The organism is Flagellimonas sp. L-11 (assembly GCF_056857735.1).
The window spans coordinates 23,424-44,920 of the sequence record NZ_JBSXNR010000028.1 but is presented as its reverse complement, the minus strand read 5'-3'; the positions used below and the strand labels follow the sequence as shown (position 1 = coordinate 44,920).

Annotated in this window: 20 protein-coding genes, 1 other RNA gene and 1 pseudogene; 5 read left to right on the top strand and 17 right to left on the bottom strand. The window is 42.7% G+C overall.

Annotation, left to right across the window (positions count from 1 at the left end; all coding sequences use genetic code 11):
* Nucleotides 1-11: 11 nt before the first annotated feature.
* A complete protein-coding gene (locus AC13CC_RS03005) occupies nucleotides 12-1,445 on the bottom strand; it encodes an ATP-dependent DNA helicase (RefSeq protein WP_326278653.1) in 1,434 nt (477 codons plus the stop codon).
* 107 nt (nucleotides 1,446-1,552) lie between these two features.
* Here AC13CC_RS03005 and AC13CC_RS03000 point away from each other — a divergent pair, with 107 nt between their 5' ends.
* Genes AC13CC_RS03000 through rsmD form a run of 3 tightly spaced genes read left to right on the top strand, consistent with a single transcriptional unit; the run spans nucleotide 1,553 to nucleotide 3,644 of the window.
* Nucleotides 1,553-2,290 carry a hypothetical protein gene (locus AC13CC_RS03000; RefSeq protein ID WP_482877884.1) on the top strand — a complete coding sequence of 246 codons (738 nt, stop codon included), beginning with the start codon at nucleotides 1,553-1,555 and terminating at the stop codon, nucleotides 2,288-2,290.
* A gap of 56 nt (nucleotides 2,291-2,346) precedes the next feature.
* Nucleotides 2,347-3,105, top strand: coding sequence for a DUF3822 family protein (locus tag AC13CC_RS02995; protein ID WP_482877883.1), 759 nt, complete (start codon nucleotides 2,347-2,349; stop codon nucleotides 3,103-3,105).
* Nucleotides 3,105-3,644 (top strand): 16S rRNA (guanine(966)-N(2))-methyltransferase RsmD, encoded by a 540-nt coding sequence (rsmD, locus tag AC13CC_RS02990; protein ID WP_326278650.1) that lies wholly within the window; start codon nucleotides 3,105-3,107, stop codon nucleotides 3,642-3,644. The genes AC13CC_RS02995 and rsmD overlap by 1 nt, the downstream gene beginning before the upstream one ends.
* Here the strand turns inward: rsmD and rnpB are convergent.
* Nucleotides 3,640-3,992, bottom strand: an RNA gene (gene rnpB / locus AC13CC_RS02985) — RNase P RNA component class A. The two genes, rsmD and rnpB, sit on opposite strands and share 5 nt — an antisense overlap.
* A 107-nt stretch (nucleotides 3,993-4,099) precedes the next feature.
* On the opposite strand from rnpB, the pseudogene AC13CC_RS02980 reads away from it, so the two are divergent.
* Nucleotides 4,100-5,874, top strand: a pseudogene (locus AC13CC_RS02980) (DNA polymerase III subunit gamma/tau).
* Here the strand turns inward: AC13CC_RS02980 and AC13CC_RS02975 are convergent.
* The 7 genes from AC13CC_RS02975 to AC13CC_RS02945 are packed head-to-tail and all read right to left on the bottom strand — an operon-like array spanning nucleotide 5,863 to nucleotide 12,615.
* Complete coding sequence (locus tag AC13CC_RS02975) at nucleotides 5,863-6,225, bottom strand: transmembrane 220 family protein (RefSeq protein ID WP_326278649.1); 363 nt, start codon at nucleotides 6,223-6,225, stop codon at nucleotides 5,863-5,865. The pseudogene AC13CC_RS02980 and the gene AC13CC_RS02975 sit on opposite strands and share 12 nt — an antisense overlap.
* 2 nt (nucleotides 6,226-6,227) lie before the next feature.
* A complete protein-coding gene (locus tag AC13CC_RS02970) occupies nucleotides 6,228-7,601 on the bottom strand; it encodes an alkaline phosphatase family protein (RefSeq protein WP_482877882.1) in 1,374 nt (457 codons plus the stop codon).
* Entirely contained in the window at nucleotides 7,598-8,788 is a 1,191-nt protein-coding gene (gene eboE, locus AC13CC_RS02965) for a metabolite traffic protein EboE (protein WP_482877881.1), read from the bottom strand. The genes AC13CC_RS02970 and eboE overlap by 4 nt, the downstream gene beginning before the upstream one ends.
* Nucleotides 8,785-9,954: a 3-dehydroquinate synthase gene (locus AC13CC_RS02960; RefSeq protein WP_482877880.1), complete on the bottom strand. Its 1,170-nt coding sequence runs from the start codon at nucleotides 9,952-9,954 to the stop codon at nucleotides 8,785-8,787. Before AC13CC_RS02960 ends, eboE begins: the two co-directional genes overlap by 4 nt.
* Before the next feature lie 3 nt (nucleotides 9,955-9,957).
* A complete protein-coding gene (gene eboC / locus AC13CC_RS02955; RefSeq protein ID WP_482877879.1) occupies nucleotides 9,958-10,857 on the bottom strand; it encodes a UbiA-like protein EboC in 900 nt (299 codons plus the stop codon).
* A complete protein-coding gene (locus AC13CC_RS02950) occupies nucleotides 10,857-11,765 on the bottom strand; it encodes a TatD family hydrolase (protein ID WP_326278644.1) in 909 nt (302 codons plus the stop codon). Before AC13CC_RS02950 ends, eboC begins: the two co-directional genes overlap by 1 nt.
* Nucleotides 11,766-11,769: 4 nt before the next feature.
* On the bottom strand, nucleotides 11,770-12,615 hold the full coding sequence (locus tag AC13CC_RS02945; protein WP_482877878.1) for an EboA domain-containing protein: 846 nt from the start codon (nucleotides 12,613-12,615) through the stop codon (nucleotides 11,770-11,772).
* 97 nt (nucleotides 12,616-12,712) lie between these two features.
* Between AC13CC_RS02945 and AC13CC_RS02940 the strand changes: the two genes are divergently transcribed.
* Complete coding sequence (locus AC13CC_RS02940) at nucleotides 12,713-13,294, top strand: tRNA-(ms[2]io[6]A)-hydroxylase (RefSeq protein ID WP_293164944.1); 582 nt, start codon at nucleotides 12,713-12,715, stop codon at nucleotides 13,292-13,294.
* On the opposite strand, the gene ppk1 is transcribed toward AC13CC_RS02940, so the two are convergent.
* The 8 genes from ppk1 to rpsA form a co-directional block, all read right to left on the bottom strand.
* Nucleotides 13,291-15,369, bottom strand: a complete 2,079-nt coding sequence (gene ppk1 / locus AC13CC_RS02935) for a polyphosphate kinase 1 (protein ID WP_482877877.1) — start codon at nucleotides 15,367-15,369, stop codon at nucleotides 13,291-13,293. The two genes, AC13CC_RS02940 and ppk1, sit on opposite strands and share 4 nt — an antisense overlap.
* Complete coding sequence (locus AC13CC_RS02930; RefSeq protein ID WP_482877876.1) at nucleotides 15,370-15,858, bottom strand: SixA phosphatase family protein; 489 nt, start codon at nucleotides 15,856-15,858, stop codon at nucleotides 15,370-15,372. It lies immediately after the preceding gene.
* Between the two features lie 15 nt (nucleotides 15,859-15,873).
* The gene (gene pdxH, locus AC13CC_RS02925; RefSeq protein ID WP_482877875.1) at nucleotides 15,874-16,521 is read right to left on the bottom strand and encodes a pyridoxamine 5'-phosphate oxidase; all 648 of its coding nucleotides are present in this window, start codon (nucleotides 16,519-16,521) and stop codon (nucleotides 15,874-15,876) included.
* A gap of 128 nt (nucleotides 16,522-16,649) precedes the next feature.
* Nucleotides 16,650-17,558 carry a ribonuclease Z gene (locus tag AC13CC_RS02920; RefSeq protein WP_482877874.1) on the bottom strand — a complete coding sequence of 303 codons (909 nt, stop codon included), beginning with the start codon at nucleotides 17,556-17,558 and terminating at the stop codon, nucleotides 16,650-16,652.
* Complete coding sequence (locus tag AC13CC_RS02915) at nucleotides 17,555-17,887, bottom strand: ribonuclease Z (RefSeq protein ID WP_482877873.1); 333 nt, start codon at nucleotides 17,885-17,887, stop codon at nucleotides 17,555-17,557. Before AC13CC_RS02915 ends, AC13CC_RS02920 begins: the two co-directional genes overlap by 4 nt.
* 3 nt (nucleotides 17,888-17,890) lie before the next feature.
* Complete coding sequence (locus AC13CC_RS02910) at nucleotides 17,891-18,817, bottom strand: aspartate carbamoyltransferase catalytic subunit (protein WP_014033734.1); 927 nt, start codon at nucleotides 18,815-18,817, stop codon at nucleotides 17,891-17,893.
* A gap of 6 nt (nucleotides 18,818-18,823) precedes the next feature.
* Nucleotides 18,824-19,360 (bottom strand): bifunctional pyr operon transcriptional regulator/uracil phosphoribosyltransferase PyrR, encoded by a 537-nt coding sequence (pyrR, locus tag AC13CC_RS02905; protein ID WP_014033733.1) that lies wholly within the window; start codon nucleotides 19,358-19,360, stop codon nucleotides 18,824-18,826.
* 115 nt (nucleotides 19,361-19,475) lie between these two features.
* A complete protein-coding gene (gene rpsA, locus AC13CC_RS02900; RefSeq protein ID WP_041801974.1) occupies nucleotides 19,476-21,311 on the bottom strand; it encodes a 30S ribosomal protein S1 in 1,836 nt (611 codons plus the stop codon).
* Between the last annotated feature and the right edge of the window lie 186 nt (nucleotides 21,312-21,497).

Here is a 21,497-nt window from a genome sequence, read left to right as displayed (position 1 = left end):
ATAGGTTTTTCCTAGTCAAGAAAAAAATCATCCTTAAAACCTATCAAATAGAGTTGCCGCTGCGCCCTTGTAACAGCGGTATACAACCATCTTAAGTAATCCTTGTCCACTCCATTGGGCAAATAGGGTTGTTCCACAAAAACGGTATCCCATTGTCCCCCTTGCGATTTATGGCAGGTAATGGCGTAGGAGAATTTCACCTGAAGTGCGTTAAAAAAACGATTGTTCTTCACCCCTAAAAACTTTCGGTATTTGGATTTTTCGTGGGCGTAGTCTTTCATTACCTCTTGGTAGAGTTTGTTGCCATCTTCATAGGAGAGGGAAGGCGTCACCGCGGTGATCGTATCCAACAACAGAACGGTCTCGAATGGTTTTTGATTGGGGTAATCGACCATCTTAACCTTTACCTCCGCAAACTTAAACCCATAAAGCTCTTTGATGGCAAAGAGTTCCAACACCTCTATAATGTCGCCATTGGCTATAAAACCGGCTTCGGAATTGGGTTTTAGCCAGAAGTAATTGTTCTTTACGACCATCATGTAATCCCCGACCGAAATTTCATTGTCCAAAAAGAGAATGCGTTCACGAATGTTCTGATTGTACAGATTGGCCCTTTTGTTCGAGCGTACAATTATGGCCGTCTGTTCCTTTCCATTTTCACCATAAGATGAATCAATGGCTTCCTGTATTTCGTTACCATCGATTAAACGGACAATGTCCTTGTAATGGGCCAAATCAAATTTAAAGTCCTCAAAAAAATCGGATTGCAATTGCTCCCTAAGGTTGGTCGCATTGTAAAGGATGCCCGAATCATCCGATTGCCGCATTACCTCGTCCAGCTCCAAACATTCCACTTCCTTGTCATAATTCAAGGATAGGCGGTTTTCATCAAGTGCAGGACTCAACTCCAATTTTACGGGCGGTAATTGGGCGGTATCCCCGATCAATATTAATTTACAGTTATGCCCAGAGTGTACATAATACATAAGGTCATCCAAAAGCGAACCATTTTCGAACAGTTTGGAATCCGCGGGCGTATCCGGAATCATGGATGCTTCATCCACTATAAAAACGGTGTTCCGATGCTTGTTCGGAGCCAGGACAAATTGGATTCCCCCACCCGATTGCTTTTTGGGGAAATATATCTTTTTGTGTATGGTAAAGGCTTTATTTCCCGAGTAAACGGACATAACTTTTGCCGCCCTGCCCGTAGGAGCCATCAAAATCGAACTCATTTTAACTTTCCAAAGACTGCTCACCAATGTGGCCACCAATGTCGTTTTTCCCGTTCCAGCGAATCCCTTCAACAGGAATACATTGTCCTTTTTGCCCTCTAAAACAAAGTTAGCCAGCTTATTAAGTGCAAGACCTTGTTTTTGGGTAGGTGCGTGTGGAAATTTTTCAGTTAAAACCTTTAAAAAAGTGGGTGCGTCAAAATCCTTCATGAGTGCTAAATATAGTGGTCTTTTTTAAAGCAAAAAGTTTCCCAATAAAAAAAATATTGTAGATTTGTCTGTAACCACTAAATTAACTTTGAAAGACAGTATCAGATATGTTAAACTTAATTCTTATTGTTGTATTAATATGCCTTGTGACCATAGGGCTTGTTTTCGTTATTGATAGATTTTTACCTCAAAAAGTAAAGCCCGTTTTAATAATTCTATTTGGAATCCTGAGCATTTACCTTGGCTATAAAATATATCATTCCATAAACGCTCCTATTGAGTTTAACAAGGTAAGAAATGAAAGATTCAGCAAAGTAATCAACAAGTTAAAGGACATTAGAGACTCGCAAGAAGCTTATAAAACTGTAAACGGAAAGTATGCCAATGATTTTGAAAGCTTGATCAAGTTCATCGACACCGGCAACTATACCATTACCACACAGCGCGACTCCTCTTTTATGAGGTACGACAGGGTATATCAAATTGAAATGCAACAGGACACCATTATCATTGACACTTTGGGTACTGTTAAGGTTAAGGACTCCCTTTTTGGGGCAGATGACCGTTACAAAACAATGATGAACGTACCTTACGCCCAGAACAATGAAAAGTTTGAAATGAAGGCCGACATTATCGACAAAAGTGGTTATAAAGCCCCAGTGTTCGAAGCCAAGGTCAAGAAAAGTGTAGTGCTTTACGATCAGCCAGAAGACTTGGTGGAAAAGGAAAACTCTTACCAGAGTGTTGAAGAAGTTAATGGTTCGGAAATAAAGGTTGGTTCCTTGACCGATGTTAGTACAAATGGAAACTGGCCACCTATATACGATAGGAAAAAGATAAATTAGCTATAGTACCGAACGATACAAATAGCGCCTATAGAAAACTGTCCATTCAAGCCGGCTTGAATGGACTTTCTTTTTGTGCACTGGATACCATTACCAATAAAATCTTAGCTTTTGAAAGGGTGAATTTCCAAACACAGCTCACCCCCTACCTGATGCTAAAGGAGTTAAAAGAAAAACTCAGTAAGCAAGGAGAAATAGGGAGGAACTTTTCCGAGGTTATGGTTATCCACAAAAACAATATGTTCGGTTTGGTGCCAAAGCCGCTTTTTAACAAAGAAGAGCTGCCCAACTACCTAAAATTCAACGCCAAGATAATGGCAAACGACCTTATTGCATACGATGAGGTTCCCAACCAAGAAATTATGAACGTTTACATTCCCTACACCAATGTAAACAACTATATTTTTGAACTTTTTGGAGAGTTTGAATTTAAGCATAGTGGTACCGTTCTTATCAACACCTTGTTGAACCAAAATAGGACTGCTTCGGAACCGATTTGCTATGTACAGGTATCCGAACGCGAGATGGAAATGATGGTGATGTCCGATAAAAAATTGCTCTTCTACAACCAGTTCGAGTACAAGAACAAAGAAGATTTCCTTTACTATCTATTGTTCAGCTTGGAGCAATTACAAATGGATTTGGAAAAAATTCAACTTAAACTCTTCGGAGCTATAGAAGAAGGCGACCCTATCTACGAACTTTGCTACCAATACATTAAAAACGTTTCCGTTTTTGCACCCAGCAATCCTTCCTTCCCTATGGACCAATTGGAAAACGAGAGCATAGACTTTTCCATTTTAAGCTCCCTTTAATGCGCATTATTTCAGGAAAATACAAGGGCAAAAGATTGACTGCCCCAAAAAAACTACCTGTTCGCCCTACAACGGACATGGCCAAGGAAGCCTTGTTCAACATCTTGAACAATCGCTTTTATTTTGACGAGCTCAAAGTGCTGGACCTATTTTCGGGAACAGGGAACATTGGTTTTGAATTTGCTTCGCGGGGTACGCAAAAGATAACAGCCGTAGATGGCCACCAAGGTTGTGTGCGATACATCTCCAAAACGGCACAGCAACTGGATTTTTCCATCAACACGGTAAAATCCGATGTATTCAAGTTTTTGCAAGGAACGCCGGATAAGTTTGACCTTATTTTTGCAGACCCACCCTATGATTTTGATACCGAACAATTTTTGAATATTGCCAATCTGGTGTTTGAACAAGGGTTATTGTTGGATGATGGACTTTTAATCATTGAACATTCCGACCAAACCAATCTATCCGAACATCCCAAATTTTCGGAGCAGCGTAAATATGGTGGTAGTATCTTCAGCTTTTTTGAAGTAAAATAAAAGCAGGCCGTAAGCCGGATTCTGTGCATCCCCAATTAATTTGGGAAACTCCTTATCATTTATCTAGACAAATGGTTGCCCAAGTGTTCCAACCGCCTACCCTCCAACTCGGGCGTGCAGCCCTCAAACATTGGTTTACATGACGTTTCACCGCATAGAGTTTGCCGATTTCACTACAGCCGAACTGTACTTGCTTTCTGTTGCACTGGTCCTCGCCTCACGGCGGACGGGCGTTACCCGCTATGCTGCACTATGGTGTCCGGACTTTCCTCCTTGCCCTGAACTTGATTCAGGATCCCAATGGACGCCGAAACAAGTTCGGCACACGGCGATAAGGTGGCCTGCTATTTGCAAAGGTAATCCAATTGTTAATAAAAAACGGCTTAACTCTGCACAAGCAGGCAACTTTGCCCGTTCCTATTTTTATATTTGTAGTAATTCTATTTTTCCCAGCATTGGAACCATTTATAGTATCAGCGAGAAAATATAGACCCCAAACATTCAAGGATGTAGTGGGCCAATCGTCCATTACCAATACCCTGATGAATGCCATTGAACACAACCATTTGGCACAGGCACTGTTGTTCTGTGGCCCTAGAGGTGTCGGTAAAACCACTTGTGCCCGTATTTTGGCCAAAAAAATAAACCAAGATGGCACAGAAAGGGAAGATGAGGATTTTGCCTTCAATATTTTTGAATTGGATGCAGCCTCCAATAACTCTGTGGACGACATTCGTAGTTTGATAGACCAAGTACGGATTCCACCTCAAACGGGAAAATACAAAGTGTATATCATCGATGAGGTCCATATGCTCTCCCAATCGGCCTTCAATGCATTTTTGAAGACCTTGGAAGAACCCCCAAAGCACGCCATATTTATTTTGGCCACAACGGAAAAACACAAAATAATCCCGACCATTCTATCCCGTTGCCAAATTTTTGATTTTAAGCGGATCACGGTAAAGGATGCTTCACAATACCTAAAACATATTGCAGAACAACAAGGTATAGAAGCTGAAGAGAGCGCTTTGCACATCATAGCGCAAAAAGCCGATGGTGCCATGAGGGATGCATTGTCCATTTTTGACCGTGTAGTCAGTTTTTCCGGTAAAGAATTGACGAGAAAGGCCGTAACGGAAAACCTCAATGTTCTCGATTACGATATCTATTTCTCGACCACGGATTTGATTCTGGAGAACAACATTCCGGAACTTCTGGTGCTTTTCAACAAAACCCTGTCACTTGGGTTTGATGGCCACCATTTTATTACTGGATTGGCTTCGCACTTTAGGGATTTGATGGTTTGTCAACACCCCGATACCTTAAACCTGTTGGAAGTAGGTGAAGATGTAACGCAACAATACCAGGAACAGGCCAAAAAGGCCTCAAAACAATTTCTATTAAAGGCCATAGACCTCGCAAACGATTGTGATCTGCAGTACAAGACCAGCAAAAATCAGCGATTGCTCGTCGAGCTCACCCTCATGAAATTAGCGTCCATCACTTTCGATGGAGAAAAAAAAAAGCTGATTTCATAATTCCCGCCTCCTTTTTTAAAGGAAAAATCATCGGAACAAACGCTACAAAAGAACCCGAAAATAAGGGAGCTGGCACCGCCCAGGTCCCAAAAGAGGAAGCGCAAGTACCAACACCGGCCCCAGAAGCAAAACCGGTAAACAAAGTTCCAGAACCAAAACAAGGGGATAAACAAGTGATAAGCGGACCCAAGGAAACGTATCGGCCCAAAAAAATTGAAATCAAGACTTCAGAAAAGCGGGTTTCCGGACTTTCGTTATCGAGCATTAAGGTCAAAAAAGCGCACGAGAACTCAAAATCGCCGGGCATAGACGAAAAGGACCTGCCCAAAGACGCTTTTGAAGAAAAAGAGATGCAACAACATTGGGATGATTTTGTACATCAACTGGAAAAGCAGGGCCGAAAAATATTGGCGAGCAATCTACAAAGTGATGTGCCAAAACTCAAAAACGAGAATACCATTTGGATAGAGCTTCCCAATGGCACAATGAAAAAGGAAATAGAGCGAGAACAAAGTTTGATGCTGGATTACCTGAAACAAAAATTGAACAACTACTCCATTTCTCTTTACATTACCGTGAATGAGGAGGTGGCCAAAAAGTTCGCCTTTACTCCAGAAGAGAAATATGAAAAGTTACGGGAGAAAAACCCAAACTTGGATTTACTCCGTAAAGAGTTCGACCTAGATTTTTGATTTGTTCAGGAAACGGGTTCTCAATCCATATACCAACATCACAACGGCAGCGATCAAAGACCCCAAGGATTCCCTTCCCTCTTCAATATTTACGGTTTTCATGCCCTGGTCCAACCGAACACCTTCATAGGTTTCTGGCCAATACATGAAGAACAGCACCAAAAAGAAAATCGTTAGCAAAAAAAAGATGATAGGCTTAAGCTTCTTCAGTAGAAAAAGTATTGATGCCACCGCAGCGGCCAAATAGAACAGTATCCATTTTATGGCATCCGGATCATTGAACTGTACTACTATGGCATAGCCAAACAAAAGCGCAAAAACAACCGCAAAAATTTTGAAAAAGGTTTCCATATCTATTGAATTACATGATTTTTCAGCACTCCGTAAACTTCCGTGGCAAGCAATTCCTGTTGGGGCAGATTGCTTTCGCTATTGGTCACTAAAATGGGCCAATCTTCCTTGTCCTCTGGAATTCTTCCGTGGGACCCTTTCACCAATTCAGCCTTTAACGGAATAATGTCCAATACGGTTCTAAAGCCCAGTTTCTTTTTTAAGAGTTTCAACATCACCTTGGGCATAACCAATTTATCCGAAGGGTCGGTAAACATTTCTACGGGGTCATAACCCGGTTTTTTGTGGATGTCCACCATACGGGCATAATCGGGCGCCACGGCCTCATCTTCCCAAAAGTAATAGGTGAACCAACTATCCTTGTCCGCCACTAGCACAAAATCGCCTGCCCGTTCGTGATCTATATAATGGGCATCCCGTTCGTTCTTTGGGATAACTTTTTCAATGCCTGGAATTGTTTTCAAGTATTCATAAAGTTTGTCGTAGTCAACGGAATCTTTTGCATAAACGTGCGCTATTTGATGGTCGGCAACCGCAAAAGCCTTGCTTGCACCTGCATCCAAAAGTTCCAGTCCTCGCTCTACTCTAATACCCAAATACCCTTCTTTTCGTAAGTGTCGGTTAATGTGGATAGGGTTGGACACGTTGGTGATGCCATACTCGGACAACAAAACAATATTGGCCGATTGTGCTTCATAATACTCGACCAAATCCTTGACCACGGCATCAATTTCCCTCAAATCCTTTTGAAGGACATCAAAATTTAATCCGTGTCGCTGCGTGTTATAATCCAAATGGGGCAAATAGACCAATGTCAAGGTTGGATTGTTTTCCTTATCCATTTCCATCGTGGCATCAGCAATCCATCTACTGGATGCTATGGATGTTTTGGGTCCCCAGAATTTAAACAACGGAAATGTTCCCAACTTGTCTTGAAGCATATCCCGCAACTTGGCCGGATAGGTGTATATGTCCGGGATTTTTCTGCCGTCGGCCAGATAATTGGGGCGTGGCGTGGCACTAAAATCCACAGTGCTGTACATATTGTACCACCAGAACATATTGGCACAGGTGAAGTCTGGGTTTAATGTTTTTAGTTCATCCCAAATCTTGTTTGATTGCACCAAGGGATTTCCCTGCCGCCAAAATTTGACTTCCAATTCTTCCTTAAAGAACCATCCGTTCCCGACAATACCATGTTCTGTTGGCCACTTGCCCGTTAGATAAGTACTTTGTGCCGAACAGGTGACAGCTGGCAAAACTGGTTTCACAACACTGCCCTTCCCTTTTTCCAGAAAAGCTTTTATAAAGGGGGTGTGTTCCCCGATCAATCTATTGGTAAGCCCCACAATGTTGATTACAACGGTCTTCTTCATTTTAATCTTGATTTCATCCAGTCCAGTTCCCGTGCAATGGACTCTGTAATCGGCACTTTGAGTTCATTGGGCAAAACATCCCAGGTATAGGTTTCCACTTCCATGTGATTGCTGACAAAATTGTCCTGCAAATGGTCCAACACCTTCTCAATCTGATCTTGTGTGGATTGAAGCAACCCATAATCCTTTAAAAATATGGGCACATGAAAATGGGAGCGCAACTCTTTAAAAGGCTTCCTTTTTTCCAAAACAATGGGCAGATCGTTATATGTTTTCACTTTTCCATCCACCATTTCCGTAACCTGATGCAAATACACGGGCTCGTTGAATTGGGCCAAGGTGTTCCACAACTCCTCTTCCCTATCGCTGTCATACATTATTTTGAGGGCGGCACTCACCTGAATTTTACCAACATTGATATTGGCTGCCTTCAACTTTTCAAAAGTCAAATTTGGCGCTTCGTAGGCCAATGCGAAATGACACACATCATAACATACCGTAATATATCTTTTGATTAGCCCCTCTGTTTTTTCCGCACTGAATTGAAACGGTTCAAAAGCCTTGGTGGCCTCGGGAACCAAATAATCTTGGTAGTAATCCAGTACCTCTTGGGTGTTCTCCAAAAACCCGTCGGGTTCCGGTTCTACATCCAAATGCATGTACCTACCCGTTGCTTTTTCAATTTGGTACAATTCAAGCGCAACCTTGACCATATTTTCCGCTCCTTTGGCAAAGGCCTGTTGCTTTTCTGATTCACCATCAAACCAATGCTTGTAGGAAACGGGCGATGTAGAAATACCACATTCCATGCCTTCCGGTGCCAAAAAGTCCAATTGTTTAAACAATCGTAAGGTATACTCCAACCGCTCATGTGTTGTCCAATCGGGCACATGCACTTGGTCTTTTACGGGCTCACCGTGAAAGTTCCCGTAGGGAAATCCGTTCATCGTAAAAACGTAACAGTCATTTTCGGATAGCCAATCTTTAAAGCCCTGAAGCTGTCCATTGTCCAGTTCCAAACTGGCCGTGTTGCCCAATCGAAGCCCCAGACCAAACGACTTGTTTGGGGAAACGGATTTCTTGATTTTTGGTAAATGTTGCTTTAGGCTGGTAAATGTTTCTTCCCAATCTCCACCGGCGTGGATATTGGTGCAATAGGTCAGATGATATTTATCCTTGATCCTCATAGAGAGTTTTGCGGTTTGTACATAAAGCTTCGCACTGCTTTTTCCATTAATTCATAATCGATACTGTGAACATCGGTTTTGGTCCCTATTTTGGGAATTAAGGGAATGGTGAGTTCGCCTCCCAAATGCTCCCGAAACTCTTCAATCCCGTTAAGGAGTTCTTTGATTTCCGCATCTTTTTCCAAAGGAACCTCCAAGTTAAAGCCTACTTTTCTCATGACCGATAGCACTCGCTCCAAATCATCTTGCAACACACCTACCAAACCGGCGTACACCATGTCTATGGCCATACCTATGGCCACGGCTTCACCGTGTCTGAGGCTGTACCCTGTCATATATTCCAACTTGTGGGCCGACCAATGGCCAAAATCCAAAGGTCTGGAAGAACCATTTTCAAAAGGATCACCACCTTTGGCTATATGCTCCATATGCAATTCTGCGCAACGATGAATCAGATAGGCCATGGGCTCCATTTCCCGGTTGGCCAGTGCTTCCGCATTGGATTCAATATACTCAAAGAATTGTTTGTCCTTGATTAAGGCCACTTTTATGGCTTCAGCTATCCCCGCCACCCAGTCACGCTGTTCCAAGGTCTTTAGAAATTCCAAGTCGTTGATGATTGCGTAGGGAACCGAAAAAGTACCCAGGAAGTTTTTCTTATCAAAAGCATTTACGCTGTTCTTCACCCCCACAGCCGCATCGTTTTGGGCCAAAACGGTGGTTGGAATTCGGATGAGTTGTACCCCCCTATGAGCAATAGTGGCGGCATAACCCACCATATCTACCACTGCCCCACCTCCAATGGCCACTACAAATGAATGTCTGCAAATGGCATTTTCATTGATGGCATCAAGACATTTGTTAACACTGGATTGGTCTTTTTTGCTCTCTTCCCCACCTGGAACGGCAATAAGGTCAGTAAATTGGATTTGCTCCTTAAAGTGATTGCAATAATCTTCGATTTCCTTTCCTAGATTCGGATGATGGTCCAATACTCCTTGATCTAGCACGAAAAGACATTTGATAGCATGGTTTGGACGATAGTCGGCCAACACATTTTTGAACAAAGGATTCCCAATCGCAAATAAATGCTGGGTAAAAAGCAATTGATATGTATACCGTACTTGAAACTCTTGTCGAATCGTAGGTAGCGTAATTTTATTCATAAGCTAGGTAACTGCAAATTGTTTGGCCAAATACATGGATAATGGCAACAGTAAGAGCGTCAATACTCCAATAATTAGATTGGCATGCGCAACAGCCATAGCGGCATCCAGCAATATAATGGACAACACACCGGACTTTACAGCCTTCTTTATATTTTCTGGTGTATTATTTTGATATGCCCTGATCAAAGGTTTGAAAACCATAAAAGCAAAAAGTCCCAAAAACAATAGATACCAAAGGTCGCCATTTGCATACACTTGATGCAAATAAAACACGCCCGACAGTACTGCAACGTACAACAAACCCGCCAGCAGTATATTGCCCTTGTTCTTTCCGTGCACCTCTCCCCTGCTGATCATGGTCACAGCAAAAATAAATACGATGGGAACCAAAACATAGGGCCAGTTTTCCATTGAATTCAGTAAAGATATACCCATTAAAAGGTTAAGTCCCCTGCAAATTCCCATATTGAGGGGTCCAAAGAAAGCATGGTGCTTTGCAAATTTATCATAGGACAAAATGGCCAAAGCCAAAAAAATGGAAATGATACCACTATTGATATTGACCAAAAAAGCAAAGTAAATCCCCACCAAAAGTAGCCCAAGGCCAAATGACCTTGCTTTGCCCAAAGGAACCATCCCACTTGGAATTGGCCTTTCGGGACGCTCCACTTTATCAATTGCAACATCAAAAACATCGTTGAGCACCACACCGCCCGCATACAAAAACACGGAGGCCAATACCAACATGAAAAATGGAAACAAATCCACAGTTGGTATTGCAAATATTCCTATTCCTGCAAATAGGCCTGATATGGACATACCTGCCAAAATATCGGCTGCGGCGGTAGGTAAGTTGGGAGGCCTACACAGTTGGAGATATGCCTTTACACGTGGCCCCATTAAACAATTTTATTGTCCTCTACCTTTGGCTCCTGACCGCGCAAAACACTATTGTCATTAAACAGCTTTCGTTGGTCAATAGCCTCTGGATTCAACCAGTGTTCCTCTTTCATTTTTCCGGATCTGCCGAAAAAGTCCAAAGCATTTTGGTAGCACGTCTTTACCACGTCTTCACGAGCAATTCCGTTTTGCAACATCAGGTTTGCCGTTTTTGGAACGGCCAATGGATCACTCACGCCCCAATCGGCAGAGCTATCCACGATAATATTGTCACTGCCGAACTTTTTCACCACTTCCACCATACGTTGGTTGCCCATTTTTGTTTTGGGGTAAATGGTAAATGCAGCGGTAAACCCTCGGTCCAGCACATCTTTGACCGTTTCTTCGTTGTTGTGATCTATCACCACCATTCCCGGGTCTATGCCATGCTCCAAACAGACTTCCATACTTTTAATGGTTCCTGCTTTTTTATCCCTGTGCGGGGTATGTACTTGGACCATCATGTTAAAGGCCTTGGCCAATTCCAATTGTTCCCGAAAAAAACGGTCTTCGGCCTCGGTTTGGTCATCGTAACCGATCTCGCCAATGGCCACCACATTTTCTTTGTGCAGATACAGGGGCAACAATTCCATCACCTCTTCGGCCAAGGGCACATTGTTGGCCTCTTTTGAGTTCAGTCCTATTGTGCAATAGTGTTTTATCCCAAACTGTGAGGCCCTGAACGGCTCCCATCCCACAAGACTGCTAAAATAGTCTTGAAATGAGCCTACCTGGGTCCTAGGCTGGCCCAACCAAAAAGATGGCTCTATCAAAGCAACAACTCCTGCTGCTGCCATAGCCTCATAATCATCCGTGGTTCTGGATGTCATATGAACGTGTGGATCTATTATCATTAATGTATCATCCATGATATTATAAATTTTTCCAGGTTATATCACCCTTCTCTACTTTTTGTAGGTGGGTATCGTAGGTTTTGAGTAATTTTTTCGCTTCATCAGAGTTTGAATGGAAACAAACCAAGGTCGCCGCCTTTTGTTCCCTTTCCGTATCACTTTTAAACAAACGTTCTATGTCATCAATTAGATTACCTTCCAGAAAATTGGATACGGGTCTCCAAAACATAGGCTCCACATCTCTTGATGCCGCCCATCTTTCGTGTGCATAATCGGAGATGATGCGTGCCAAATCCTTGTTGGCCATTTTGTCTATTTCGGGTATCTTTTTCAAATCTTGCTGCATAAAGGCAGCCTTAAGGTACATTTGGTTCCACTCCGCCGTAGTAAAATATTGGGCCGGATATGGGTTATATTGGGATATCGCATTAAAAACCGTAGCAATATTGGTCCTTAACGCTTCTACGGCTGCAAAATTGAAATTCTTTGGTTCTGGCAACAAAACCAAATATTTTAAAAAGGTTTCCAATTCGGTTTTATCAGCAACCTGAATCAATTGCTGCACGGGTTTTAAAAACTCATCCCCTGCTTCGAGGGCAGAAGAAAGTATAAAAATTCTGGAAACTTCCAAGGTGGATGCCTTTTGTGTTTCCAAGTAAGTTTTCCATGCAAAATCCCGAGCACCAAAATCAGCAATGGGCGTATTTTGGATTTTGGAAGTGCACAGGCTGTAGGCCATGTACAGATCCTTTTTGCTTTTTGCTTCAGAAATTTGTGCTACAGCATCAATTAACCATTGAAATTCAGAATTATTTAAATTTAATTGCAGAATATCGGAGAGATAATCTTTAGAGGTTTTGGCCATAAGATATAGACTAGAATCTGTTGGTTTTACAAATATAACGAGGGTTCAACGAATTTATTTAATCCTGTCGGATTATCTTTGCGGAAAAATACACATCATGCTAGGCCTAAAATTACCAACTGACCCAAGATGGGTAAACATTGTTGAAAAGAACATCGAAGAGATTCTGACGGATCATGCGTATTGCGAGCAAAAAGCAGCCAGTACTGCCATTTCGTTGATCATTGGTTTTCCGGAAAAGTCGGAATTGGTAAAGGAAATGACCGCTCTTGCCCGTGAGGAAATGGGTCATTTTAACATGGTGCACGATAAAATAGTAAAGCGCGGCTGGGTCTTGGGCCGCGAACGCAAGGATGAATATGTTATCGAGTTGATGAAATTCTTCCCAAAAGGCGGCAGCAGGGAAACCCACTTGGTCCACAAACTTTTGTATGCTGCCCTTATCGAGGCAAGAAGCTGCGAACGCTTTAGATTACTATCAGAAGAAATAGCCGACGAAGAGTTGTCCGAGTTCTACCGGAACCTCATGGTCAGCGAAGCCAACCATTACACCATGTTCCTCAAGTTTGCCCGCAAATACGGTAAAAAAGAGGAAGTGGACCAAAAATGGGAAGCCCTCTTGGAGTACGAGGCACAATTAATGAAAGACCTCGGCAAAAAGGAGACCATGCACGGTTAGGATTCCAATTTCCTTTTGTAATAATTGTACATTTCAACCTGCGATCGCAGTTCGGTTTCCCCTTTGGCGCGTTTTCTATAGGCATTGTCCTGTTTTGAGGAAAACACTCGTGCCTTGGAGTTATCTTTCCAAGAAATATCGAAAGTATCCAACAGTTCCTGTCTAATATCGGGGTCGTAAATGGGACAGCCCACCTCTACCCTAAAGTCCAGGTTGCGCGTCATCCAATCTGCGGATGAAATATAGATTTTTGGATCACCATCATTGCCAAAAATGAACAATCTGGGGTGTTCCAAAAACTTGTCCACCACACTTATGGCTTCAATATTTTCGCTCATGCCCTCTACACCGGGAATAAGACAGCATATTCCCCGAACAATCATCTGTATCTTAACCCCTGCCCTACTGGCCTCATACAGTTTATCCACCATTTTATAAGAGGTAAGGCTATTCATTTTTATTTTGATGTAAGCCTCTTTCCCCGCCTTGGCAAAGGCGATTTCCTTATCGATCATCTTCATAAAAGATGACTTGGTGTAATGGGGCGATACAATAAGGTGTTTGTATTTATTGATTTTATAATTGGTCTCGAAGAAGCCGAATACCTTGTTCATATCCTTTAAGATACCTTGATGGGCCGTAAACAGTGTATAATCCGTATAAATTTTCGCTGTGGACTCGTTAAAGTTACCGGTACTGATAAAGCCATACCTTTTGATACCCTCATTTTCTTCGCGCTCCACAAGGCAAATCTTGCTGTGTACTTTTAGTCCAGGTACGCCAAAGATTAATTTTACGCCTTCATCTTGCAAAAAATTGGCGTATTCAATATTGTTCTGCTCATCGAATCGGGCCTGCAACTCTATCTGTACGGTTACCTGTTTTCCGTTTTTAACGGCGTTGACCAAAGCATTTGCAATTTGGCTATCGCTCTCCGCCAACCTATATATGGTGATTTTTATGCTACGCACCTGTGGGTCCAGGGCAGCCTCCCTCAAAAACTTGGTCACATAGCTAAAGGTGTGGTACGGGGCATAGATCATGTAATCCTTGTGGGCAATCATATCCAACAAACTCCCTTTCATGCTCAAGCCTTTCACGGGCAAGGGCTCTATCTTATCGTACATCAGGTCCTGGCGCCCCAAACTGGGGAAACCCATATAATCCCTTCGGTTATGGTAACGGCCACCGGGAATCACACTATCGGTGCCCATAATATCCATTTTTTCCTTCAGGAACTGGAGGGTGTCCTTGTCTATGCTCTTGTCATATACAAAGCGTACGGGGTCGCTGATTTTCCGGTGCTCCACACTGGAAGAAATCTTTTCAATAAAACTTTTGCTCAGATCGTTGTCTATATCCAATTCCGCATCCCTAGTAATCTTGATCATGTGGGCCGAAATGGACTCGAACTCGAACATCGTAAACACGCTGTCCAAGCAAAAGCGGATCAAGTCATCCAATATGATGACGTAGTTCTTCTCCCCTTCTTTTGGCAATACCACAAAGCGGTCGATTCCCTTCGGGATCTCTATCAAGGCATACCTGTTGTGCTTTCCTTTGCCCGAACCGTTCTTCATCACCACCTTAACGGCCAAATAGGCAGCGGTGTCCTTCAGGAGGGGAAACTCGGTAAGGTCGTTCAGGATAATGGTCATCAACTCCTGGTTCACCTTTTTAAAGAAATAATCCCGAATGAACTCTGCCTGACTTTCATTGACCTCGGTCTCCCTGATGATAAAAATATTTTCCTCACGAAGTTCCCTATCAATTTGTTGAAAAATTTCAAGGCTACGGGTCTGCTGATCAATCACGATTTTGGTGATTTCCTCCAGCAAATCCTTGGCCCTTTCTCCGCCCAAAACACTTTTACCCGTTTTTCCGGCATCCACAATACGTTTTACCGTGGCATATCGTACCTTAAAAAATTCATCCAAGTTGTTACTGAAAATCCCTAAAAACCGTAATCGGTCGATCAGTGGCACCCTATGATCTTTACTTTCTTGCAGTACCCTAGCGTTAAAGTGAAGCCAACTGATTTCCCTGTTTATATATTCGTTCTTTGTTTTTACCATCTATTTTTTCAAGTGTTTTGGAAAGACCATTTGCTTTGTGGTTCCCTCGGATATTTTGGACCAATCGTCCACACCAAATGTAATGTGTACAAGTCCAGCTGTGGGAACGTTCTCAATATACTGATCTCCCCAAGTATTTGCAAGTGATGTAAAGGCATAATTATGGCCAAAGATGGCCACAGTGTCCAAACTGTTGTCCAAATGCCGGACAAATTGCTCCACACTATTGCCCGAAAAATCGTAAAGCATATCGTTGACCTTGAATCTGGACAGTTCAAAATCCAGATTTCTTACAAAAATCATACTGGTATGCAAGGCACGATTGGCTGGGCTTGAATAAATAAAGTCTATTGAAGGGGCATGCAAAGCAAAGGTTTGGGAAACCAAATGGGCGTCATTGATTCCTCTTTGTTTTAAAGGTCTGTCTTTGTCGGAGACATCGTAATCCCATGAGGATTTCCCATGTCGCATCAGTATCAATTGTTTCATCTTGTAGGGGTTAGGTTAGGGGGCCAATCGCTCAATTTTCCAATCAAAATCTTCCTGGAGGGAGTATCGTATCCGATCGTGCAATCGGTTAGGGCGACCTTGCCAAAATTCCATGGAAATGGGGCGAACCAAATATCCTCCCCAATGCTCGGGCCTGGGCACTTCCTTGCTTTCATATTGCTGTTCGAGCTGCTTCAACTTATTTTCCAAATATTCACGGGACGGAACTACTTCGCTCTGGTCAGAAACAATGGCACCTAGTTTACTGCCATGTGGACGGGATTCGAAGTATCCATCGGAAAGATTTTCGGCTATTTTTTCTGCAGTACCCTTTATAATGACCTGACGTTCCATATTCGGCCAAAAAAAAGACAGGCAAACCGACGGATCCGCTGCAATGGACCTTCCTTTTTCACTTTGGTAATTGCTATAAAAAATGAAACCTTCAAAGGTGAATTTTTTCATTAAAACCACCCTGCTTTTCGGAAATCCATCCAGTCCAATGGTAGAAATCGTCATGGCGTTTGGTTCGTCTACCCCTTCTGAGGCTTCTACCTCATAAAACCACTTTTGAAATTGCTCCAGCGGGTTTTCCTTTATGGAAGCTTCGGTCAGCTCACTTTTTTCGTAAGTTTTTCTATAATCACCAAGGTCTTTTTGCATGACGTGAAGTTCGGGAAATTTACCTTGATTGCAAAGCTTGGAATTACATTTCGATTTACAATTAACTAGGAACAACGACAAAAAATGGATTTCCCGTCGCTTCGCTCGCTCGACACGGCACAAACAGATTATTTGAAGTCAAAAACTTTACCATCGTCGGCTAGGTCCACCACTGGAAAAACATCCTCGGCTTCTTTTTTAAATAGTTCGATGGATTTGTAGCGCGTGGAATAATGGCCCAATATCAGCAATTTGGCATTGGCCTTTTTGGCGATTTGTGCAGCTTGCTTGGATGTGCTATGTTTTGTTTTTTCGCAAAGGTGTTCCTCGGATTCCAAAAAAGTGGATTCGTGATACAGCACCGTCACATCTTTAATAATGGGCACAATGGCCTCATTATAGACCGTATCGCTACAAAAAGCGTAGCTTTTGGGTTCCGGTGGGTCCAAAGTGAGTTTTTTATTGGACACCAGATTGCCCGATGCATCAATACCATCCTTTCCTTTTTTAATATTGTTGAACTGACTCTTATCTATGCCGTACTTTCTGGCCGCTTCAATGTTGAGGGTCCTCGGGGATTCCTTCTCTTGAAACAAAAAACCATTGGTGTATACCCTATGGATCAACGGAACTGTTCGGACGGTGACTTTTTCATCCTCAAAAACCAGTTCGGATTCTTTGGACTCCAATTCGTGGAATATCAACGGGTAATCGGTCCAAGAATCACCCAATTTTAGAAATAGGGTGATGGCCTGTTTGATTCCTTTGGGGCCGTATATGTGCAGTTCCTTTTCCCTGCCCAACAACCTAAAGGTTGAAATCAAACCGGGAAGGCCAAAAAAATGGTCCCCATGGAGATGCGATATAAAAATGTGGTTGATCCTGGAAAACTTGACCTTGTATTTTCTCAACTGCACTTGGGTTCCCTCACCACAATCGATCAAAAACAGATGGTTCTTTATTTCGAGTACCTGCGAAGTAGGGTTGGTAAATGTTCGTGGCGTAGCGGCATAGCACCCAAGTACGGTCAATTTCATATACCCAGGTCGCGTTCTATTTCTTCCATTTCGATAAGGTCCTTGGCCTCTTGAAGTGTAGGCACCACGCTTATCTCTTCAGGAATCTCGTCGTAGTTTAACTTATCGGTCACCAAAACAAATGACCTGCCAGAACCTTTGTGGGTGTTCGAAATGTCCAAAAACTCCAATAAATCGCCAATTTCCAAGGTATTGAAAGAAAAAAGGTTGACAACAATATTGTCGTGCTTGAGTTTTGGGTATGCTTTGTTGAGGTTTTCCAAAAAACCGCTTAAGGTGGTCTTTTCCTGAAAAACAATCGTTGTTGTTCCGTCTTTGTCGAAAATCATCTTTTACTTAATTTTTGATGCCAATAGGTAAAGTACTGCCATACGTACTGCCACTCCGTTTTCTACCTGATGTAAAATAATGGATTGGTCGGAGTCCGCTACATCACTGGTTATTTCCACGCCGCGGTTTATAGGGCCGGGGTGCATGATCACAATTTGTTTGTCCAAACTGTCCAACAGTCCCTTATTGACCCCGAATTGTTGTGTGTATTCACGAGTGGATGGGAAATAACTGATATCCATACGTTCGTTCTGAACACGGAGCATATTGGCCACATCGCACCATTCCAAGGCCTTTTTTAGGTTGGTCTCCACCTCTACTCCCAGAGATTCTATATGTTTGGGAATAAGTGTTTTTGGTCCACAGACTTTTACGTTGGCCCCTTGTAGTTTTAAGGCAAAAATATTGGACAACGCTACCCTTGAGTGAAGGATATCACCTACTATTACCACATTTTTACCTCCCACATCACCTAACTTTTCGCGGATGGAATAAGAATCCAAGAGTGCTTGCGTGGGATGCTCGTGGGCACCATCACCAGCATTTACGATAGCCGCTTTTACGTGTTTTGACAAGAAAATGCCCGCTCCTGGATTGGGGTGCCGCATCACTACCATATCCACTTTCATGGACAGGATGTTATTCACGGTATCGATGAGGGTCTCCCCTTTTTTTACGGATGATTGTCCTGCGGAAAAATTGACCACATCGGCAGAAAGTCGCTTTTCGGCCAGCTCAAAAGATAGCTTTGTACGGGTACTGTTCTCAAAAAAGATGTTGGCTATGGTAATATCACGAAGGGTGGGCACTTTTTTAATGGAACGGTTGATTACTTCCTTAAAATGGTCGGCCGTTTCAAATATGAGCGATATATCCTTTTTGTTCAGATATTTGATTCCCAACAAATGGTTTACACTTAACTCGCTCATTCCCTTTTATTTGCTTACTAAATATACTTTATCCTCACCGTCGTTCTCTTCCCACATCACCTTTACTTTTTCTTTGTTGATGGCATCCACCTGCCTGCCTCTATATGTCGGTTGTATGGGCAAATGTCTGCTAAAACGCCTATCTATCAACGTCAATAGTTCGATGTTGCTTGGTCTTCCAAAGGATTGGATGGCCGTTAGTGCCGCCCTGATGCTTCTTCCGGTATAGAGCACATCATCAATGAACACCACTTTTTTATCCTCCACCAAAAAATCCATTTGTGTGGAATTGGCTTTTAGGATTTCTCCACGTCCAAAATCGTCCCTAAAAAATGTGATGTCCAAGAAACCAAGGTCAATATGTTTGATCTTGTATTCTTTTTTGAGAATCTTTACCAACCTTTCTGCCAAAAAAACGCCTCTGGGCTGGATACCGATCAATGCGGTATCGGTAAAATCCAAATGGTTTTCCATTAGCTGACAGGCCAACCGGTGCAGTATGATGTTGATTTCCTTTGAAGTAAGCAGAACTTTTTGACTCATATGCTATGTGCGACCAACTCGGTTGAATACAAAAGTAAGCAATTCTTTAAAATGTTCGGGCCATAAAAAAGCCCCGACTGTTTCCAGCGGGGCTTCGTATCATTGAAAAGTCCGATTATTTTTTCTTGGAATCGGCTTCCATTTTGTCTTTCAATGCTTGCAATGCGGAGTTGGCATCTCCAAGGGTCGGAGCAGCTTCATCGGATGATGCGGCTCTTTTCTTGGCTGCAGCTTTCACATTTCTGTCTTCTTGCTCTCTAAAGATTGCGGTATGGCTTGCCACCACTCTCTTGAAATCCTTATTGAACTCGATGATCTTGAATTCGGCCTCTTCGCCTTTTACAAGTTTCTTGCCGTCTTCTTTTTCCATGTGGCGTTGTGGAACAAATCCAACGATATCCTCGTTGAAGTCAATGGTAGCTCCTTTGTCAACAACCTCTGCAATTGCAGCTTTGTGCACGGTACCTTCAGCAAACTCTTCGGAGTACTTGTCCCAAGGGTTCTCTGTGGTCTGTTTGTGTCCAAGGCTCAATTTGCGCCCTTCTACGTCCAATTCCAATACTTCCACCTCCAAGGTATCGCCTACGGCAACAAACTCGGATGGATGCTTGATTTTCTTTGTCCAAGAAAGATCGGAGATATAGATCAAACCGTCGATTCCTTCTTCCAACTCTACGAATACCCCAAAGTTGGTAAAGTTTCTAACGATTCCCTTGTGCCTTGATCCAACAGGATATTTGGAAGTAATATCGGTCCATGGGTCTGGCGTTAATTGCTTAATACCCAACGACATTTTACGATCTTCCCTATCCAAGGTCAATACAACAGCTTCAACTTCGTCTCCCACGTTTACAAAGTCTTGGGCGGATCTTAGGTGCGTACTCCACGACATTTCTGAAACGTGGATCAAACCTTCAACGCCATCGGCAACTTCGATAAATGCACCGTAATCGGCGATTACAACCACTTTACCTTTTACTTTGTCACCAACTTTGATCTCATCACCCAAGGCATCCCATGGATGTTTCTCCAATTGCTTAAGACCCAACTGGATTCTTGATTTGTTATCATCAAAATCAAGGATAACAACGTTCAATTTCTGGTCTAGATCTACAACTTCGTTCGGGTGGTTGATCCTGCTCCAAGATAGGTCGGTAATGTGAACCAATCCATCCACACCTCCAAGGTCGATAAATACCCCGTAAGATGTAATGTTCTTCACGATACCTTCCAGTACTTGACCTTTTTCCAATTGGCCAATGATCTCTTTTTTCTGCTCTTCGATATCCGCTTCGATCAAAGCTTTGTGGGAAACCACTACGTTCTTGAACTCGTGGTTGATCTTCACTACTTTGAACTCCATGGTCTTGCCTACGTACTGATCGTAATCTCGGATAGGCTTCACATCAATTTGGGAACCTGGCAAGAATGCCTCGATGCCGAATACGTCCACGATCATACCACCTTTGGTACGACATTTAACGAATCCAGTAACAATCTCTTCTTTGTCGTGTGCGTTGTTAACACGCTCCCACGCCTTGATGGTTCTTGCTTTACGGTGAGACAACACCAATTGTCCGGTCTTGTCCTCACGGATATCTATAAGTACCTCAACTTTATCACCAACTTTAAGGTCGGGATTGTAGCGGAACTCATTCAAGGAAATTACACCTTCGGACTTGGCATTGATATCAATGATCGCCTCACGGTCTGTCATGTGAACCACTTTTCCTTCCACTACTTCCTCGTCGGCAGTGTCCACAAAGTTTTCCTCTACAAGTGTTTCAAATTCCTTGAGCTTGGTATCATCTACGCGCTCAATTCCTTCTTCGTACTTGTCCCAATCAAAATTTTCAAGAAACTCCTGAGGATCTTGCTTGGGTTCTGTTTCTTTTACTTCTGGTGCTGCGGCAGTTTCTTCTACCTCAACGTTTTGTTTTTCTTCAGCCATGCTGCTGATTAAAATTTGTATTCCACGTTTTACAAGAGTTGAACAATTACCGCGGAAGTGGTTTTTAAAATGATTTTCTAAAATTCCCTTTTTCTCTTGCCTCCTTGCCAAAAGGGGTGCAAAAATACAATTAAATTCTTGATATACAAAGCCTACAAGCAAGGTTTCAGCAAAAAAAGTATTACC

Coding starts and splice junctions, on each gene's coding strand:
- AC13CC_RS02920 (WP_482877874.1), bottom strand. CDS start 17,558: ATGAAATTGACCGTACTTGGGTGCTATGCCGCTACGCCACGAACATTT.
- AC13CC_RS03005 (WP_326278653.1), bottom strand. CDS start 1,445: ATGAAGGATTTTGACGCACCCACTTTTTTAAAGGTTTTAACTGAAAAA.
- AC13CC_RS02940 (WP_293164944.1), top strand. CDS start 12,713: ATGCTAGGCCTAAAATTACCAACTGACCCAAGATGGGTAAACATTGTT.
- AC13CC_RS02910 (WP_014033734.1), bottom strand. CDS start 18,817: ATGAGCGAGTTAAGTGTAAACCATTTGTTGGGAATCAAATATCTGAAC.
- eboC (WP_482877879.1), bottom strand. CDS start 10,857: ATGGGGCCACGTGTAAAGGCATATCTCCAACTGTGTAGGCCTCCCAAC.
- AC13CC_RS02970 (WP_482877882.1), bottom strand. CDS start 7,601: ATGAAGAAGACCGTTGTAATCAACATTGTGGGGCTTACCAATAGATTG.
- AC13CC_RS02975 (WP_326278649.1), bottom strand. CDS start 6,225: ATGGAAACCTTTTTCAAAATTTTTGCGGTTGTTTTTGCGCTTTTGTTT.
- AC13CC_RS02945 (WP_482877878.1), bottom strand. CDS start 12,615: ATGGCCAAAACCTCTAAAGATTATCTCTCCGATATTCTGCAATTAAAT.
- AC13CC_RS02915 (WP_482877873.1), bottom strand. CDS start 17,887: ATGATTTTCGACAAAGACGGAACAACAACGATTGTTTTTCAGGAAAAG.
- pyrR (WP_014033733.1), bottom strand. CDS start 19,360: ATGAGTCAAAAAGTTCTGCTTACTTCAAAGGAAATCAACATCATACTG.
- AC13CC_RS02960 (WP_482877880.1), bottom strand. CDS start 9,954: ATGAATAAAATTACGCTACCTACGATTCGACAAGAGTTTCAAGTACGG.
- eboE (WP_482877881.1), bottom strand. CDS start 8,788: ATGAGGATCAAGGATAAATATCATCTGACCTATTGCACCAATATCCAC.
- rsmD (WP_326278650.1), top strand. CDS start 3,105: ATGCGCATTATTTCAGGAAAATACAAGGGCAAAAGATTGACTGCCCCA.
- AC13CC_RS02930 (WP_482877876.1), bottom strand. CDS start 15,858: ATGAAACAATTGATACTGATGCGACATGGGAAATCCTCATGGGATTAC.
- pdxH (WP_482877875.1), bottom strand. CDS start 16,521: ATGCAAAAAGACCTTGGTGATTATAGAAAAACTTACGAAAAAAGTGAG.
- AC13CC_RS02950 (WP_326278644.1), bottom strand. CDS start 11,765: ATGGATGATACATTAATGATAATAGATCCACACGTTCATATGACATCC.
- ppk1 (WP_482877877.1), bottom strand. CDS start 15,369: ATGGTAAAAACAAAGAACGAATATATAAACAGGGAAATCAGTTGGCTT.
- rpsA (WP_041801974.1), bottom strand. CDS start 21,311: ATGGCTGAAGAAAAACAAAACGTTGAGGTAGAAGAAACTGCCGCAGCA.
- AC13CC_RS03000 (WP_482877884.1), top strand. CDS start 1,553: ATGTTAAACTTAATTCTTATTGTTGTATTAATATGCCTTGTGACCATA.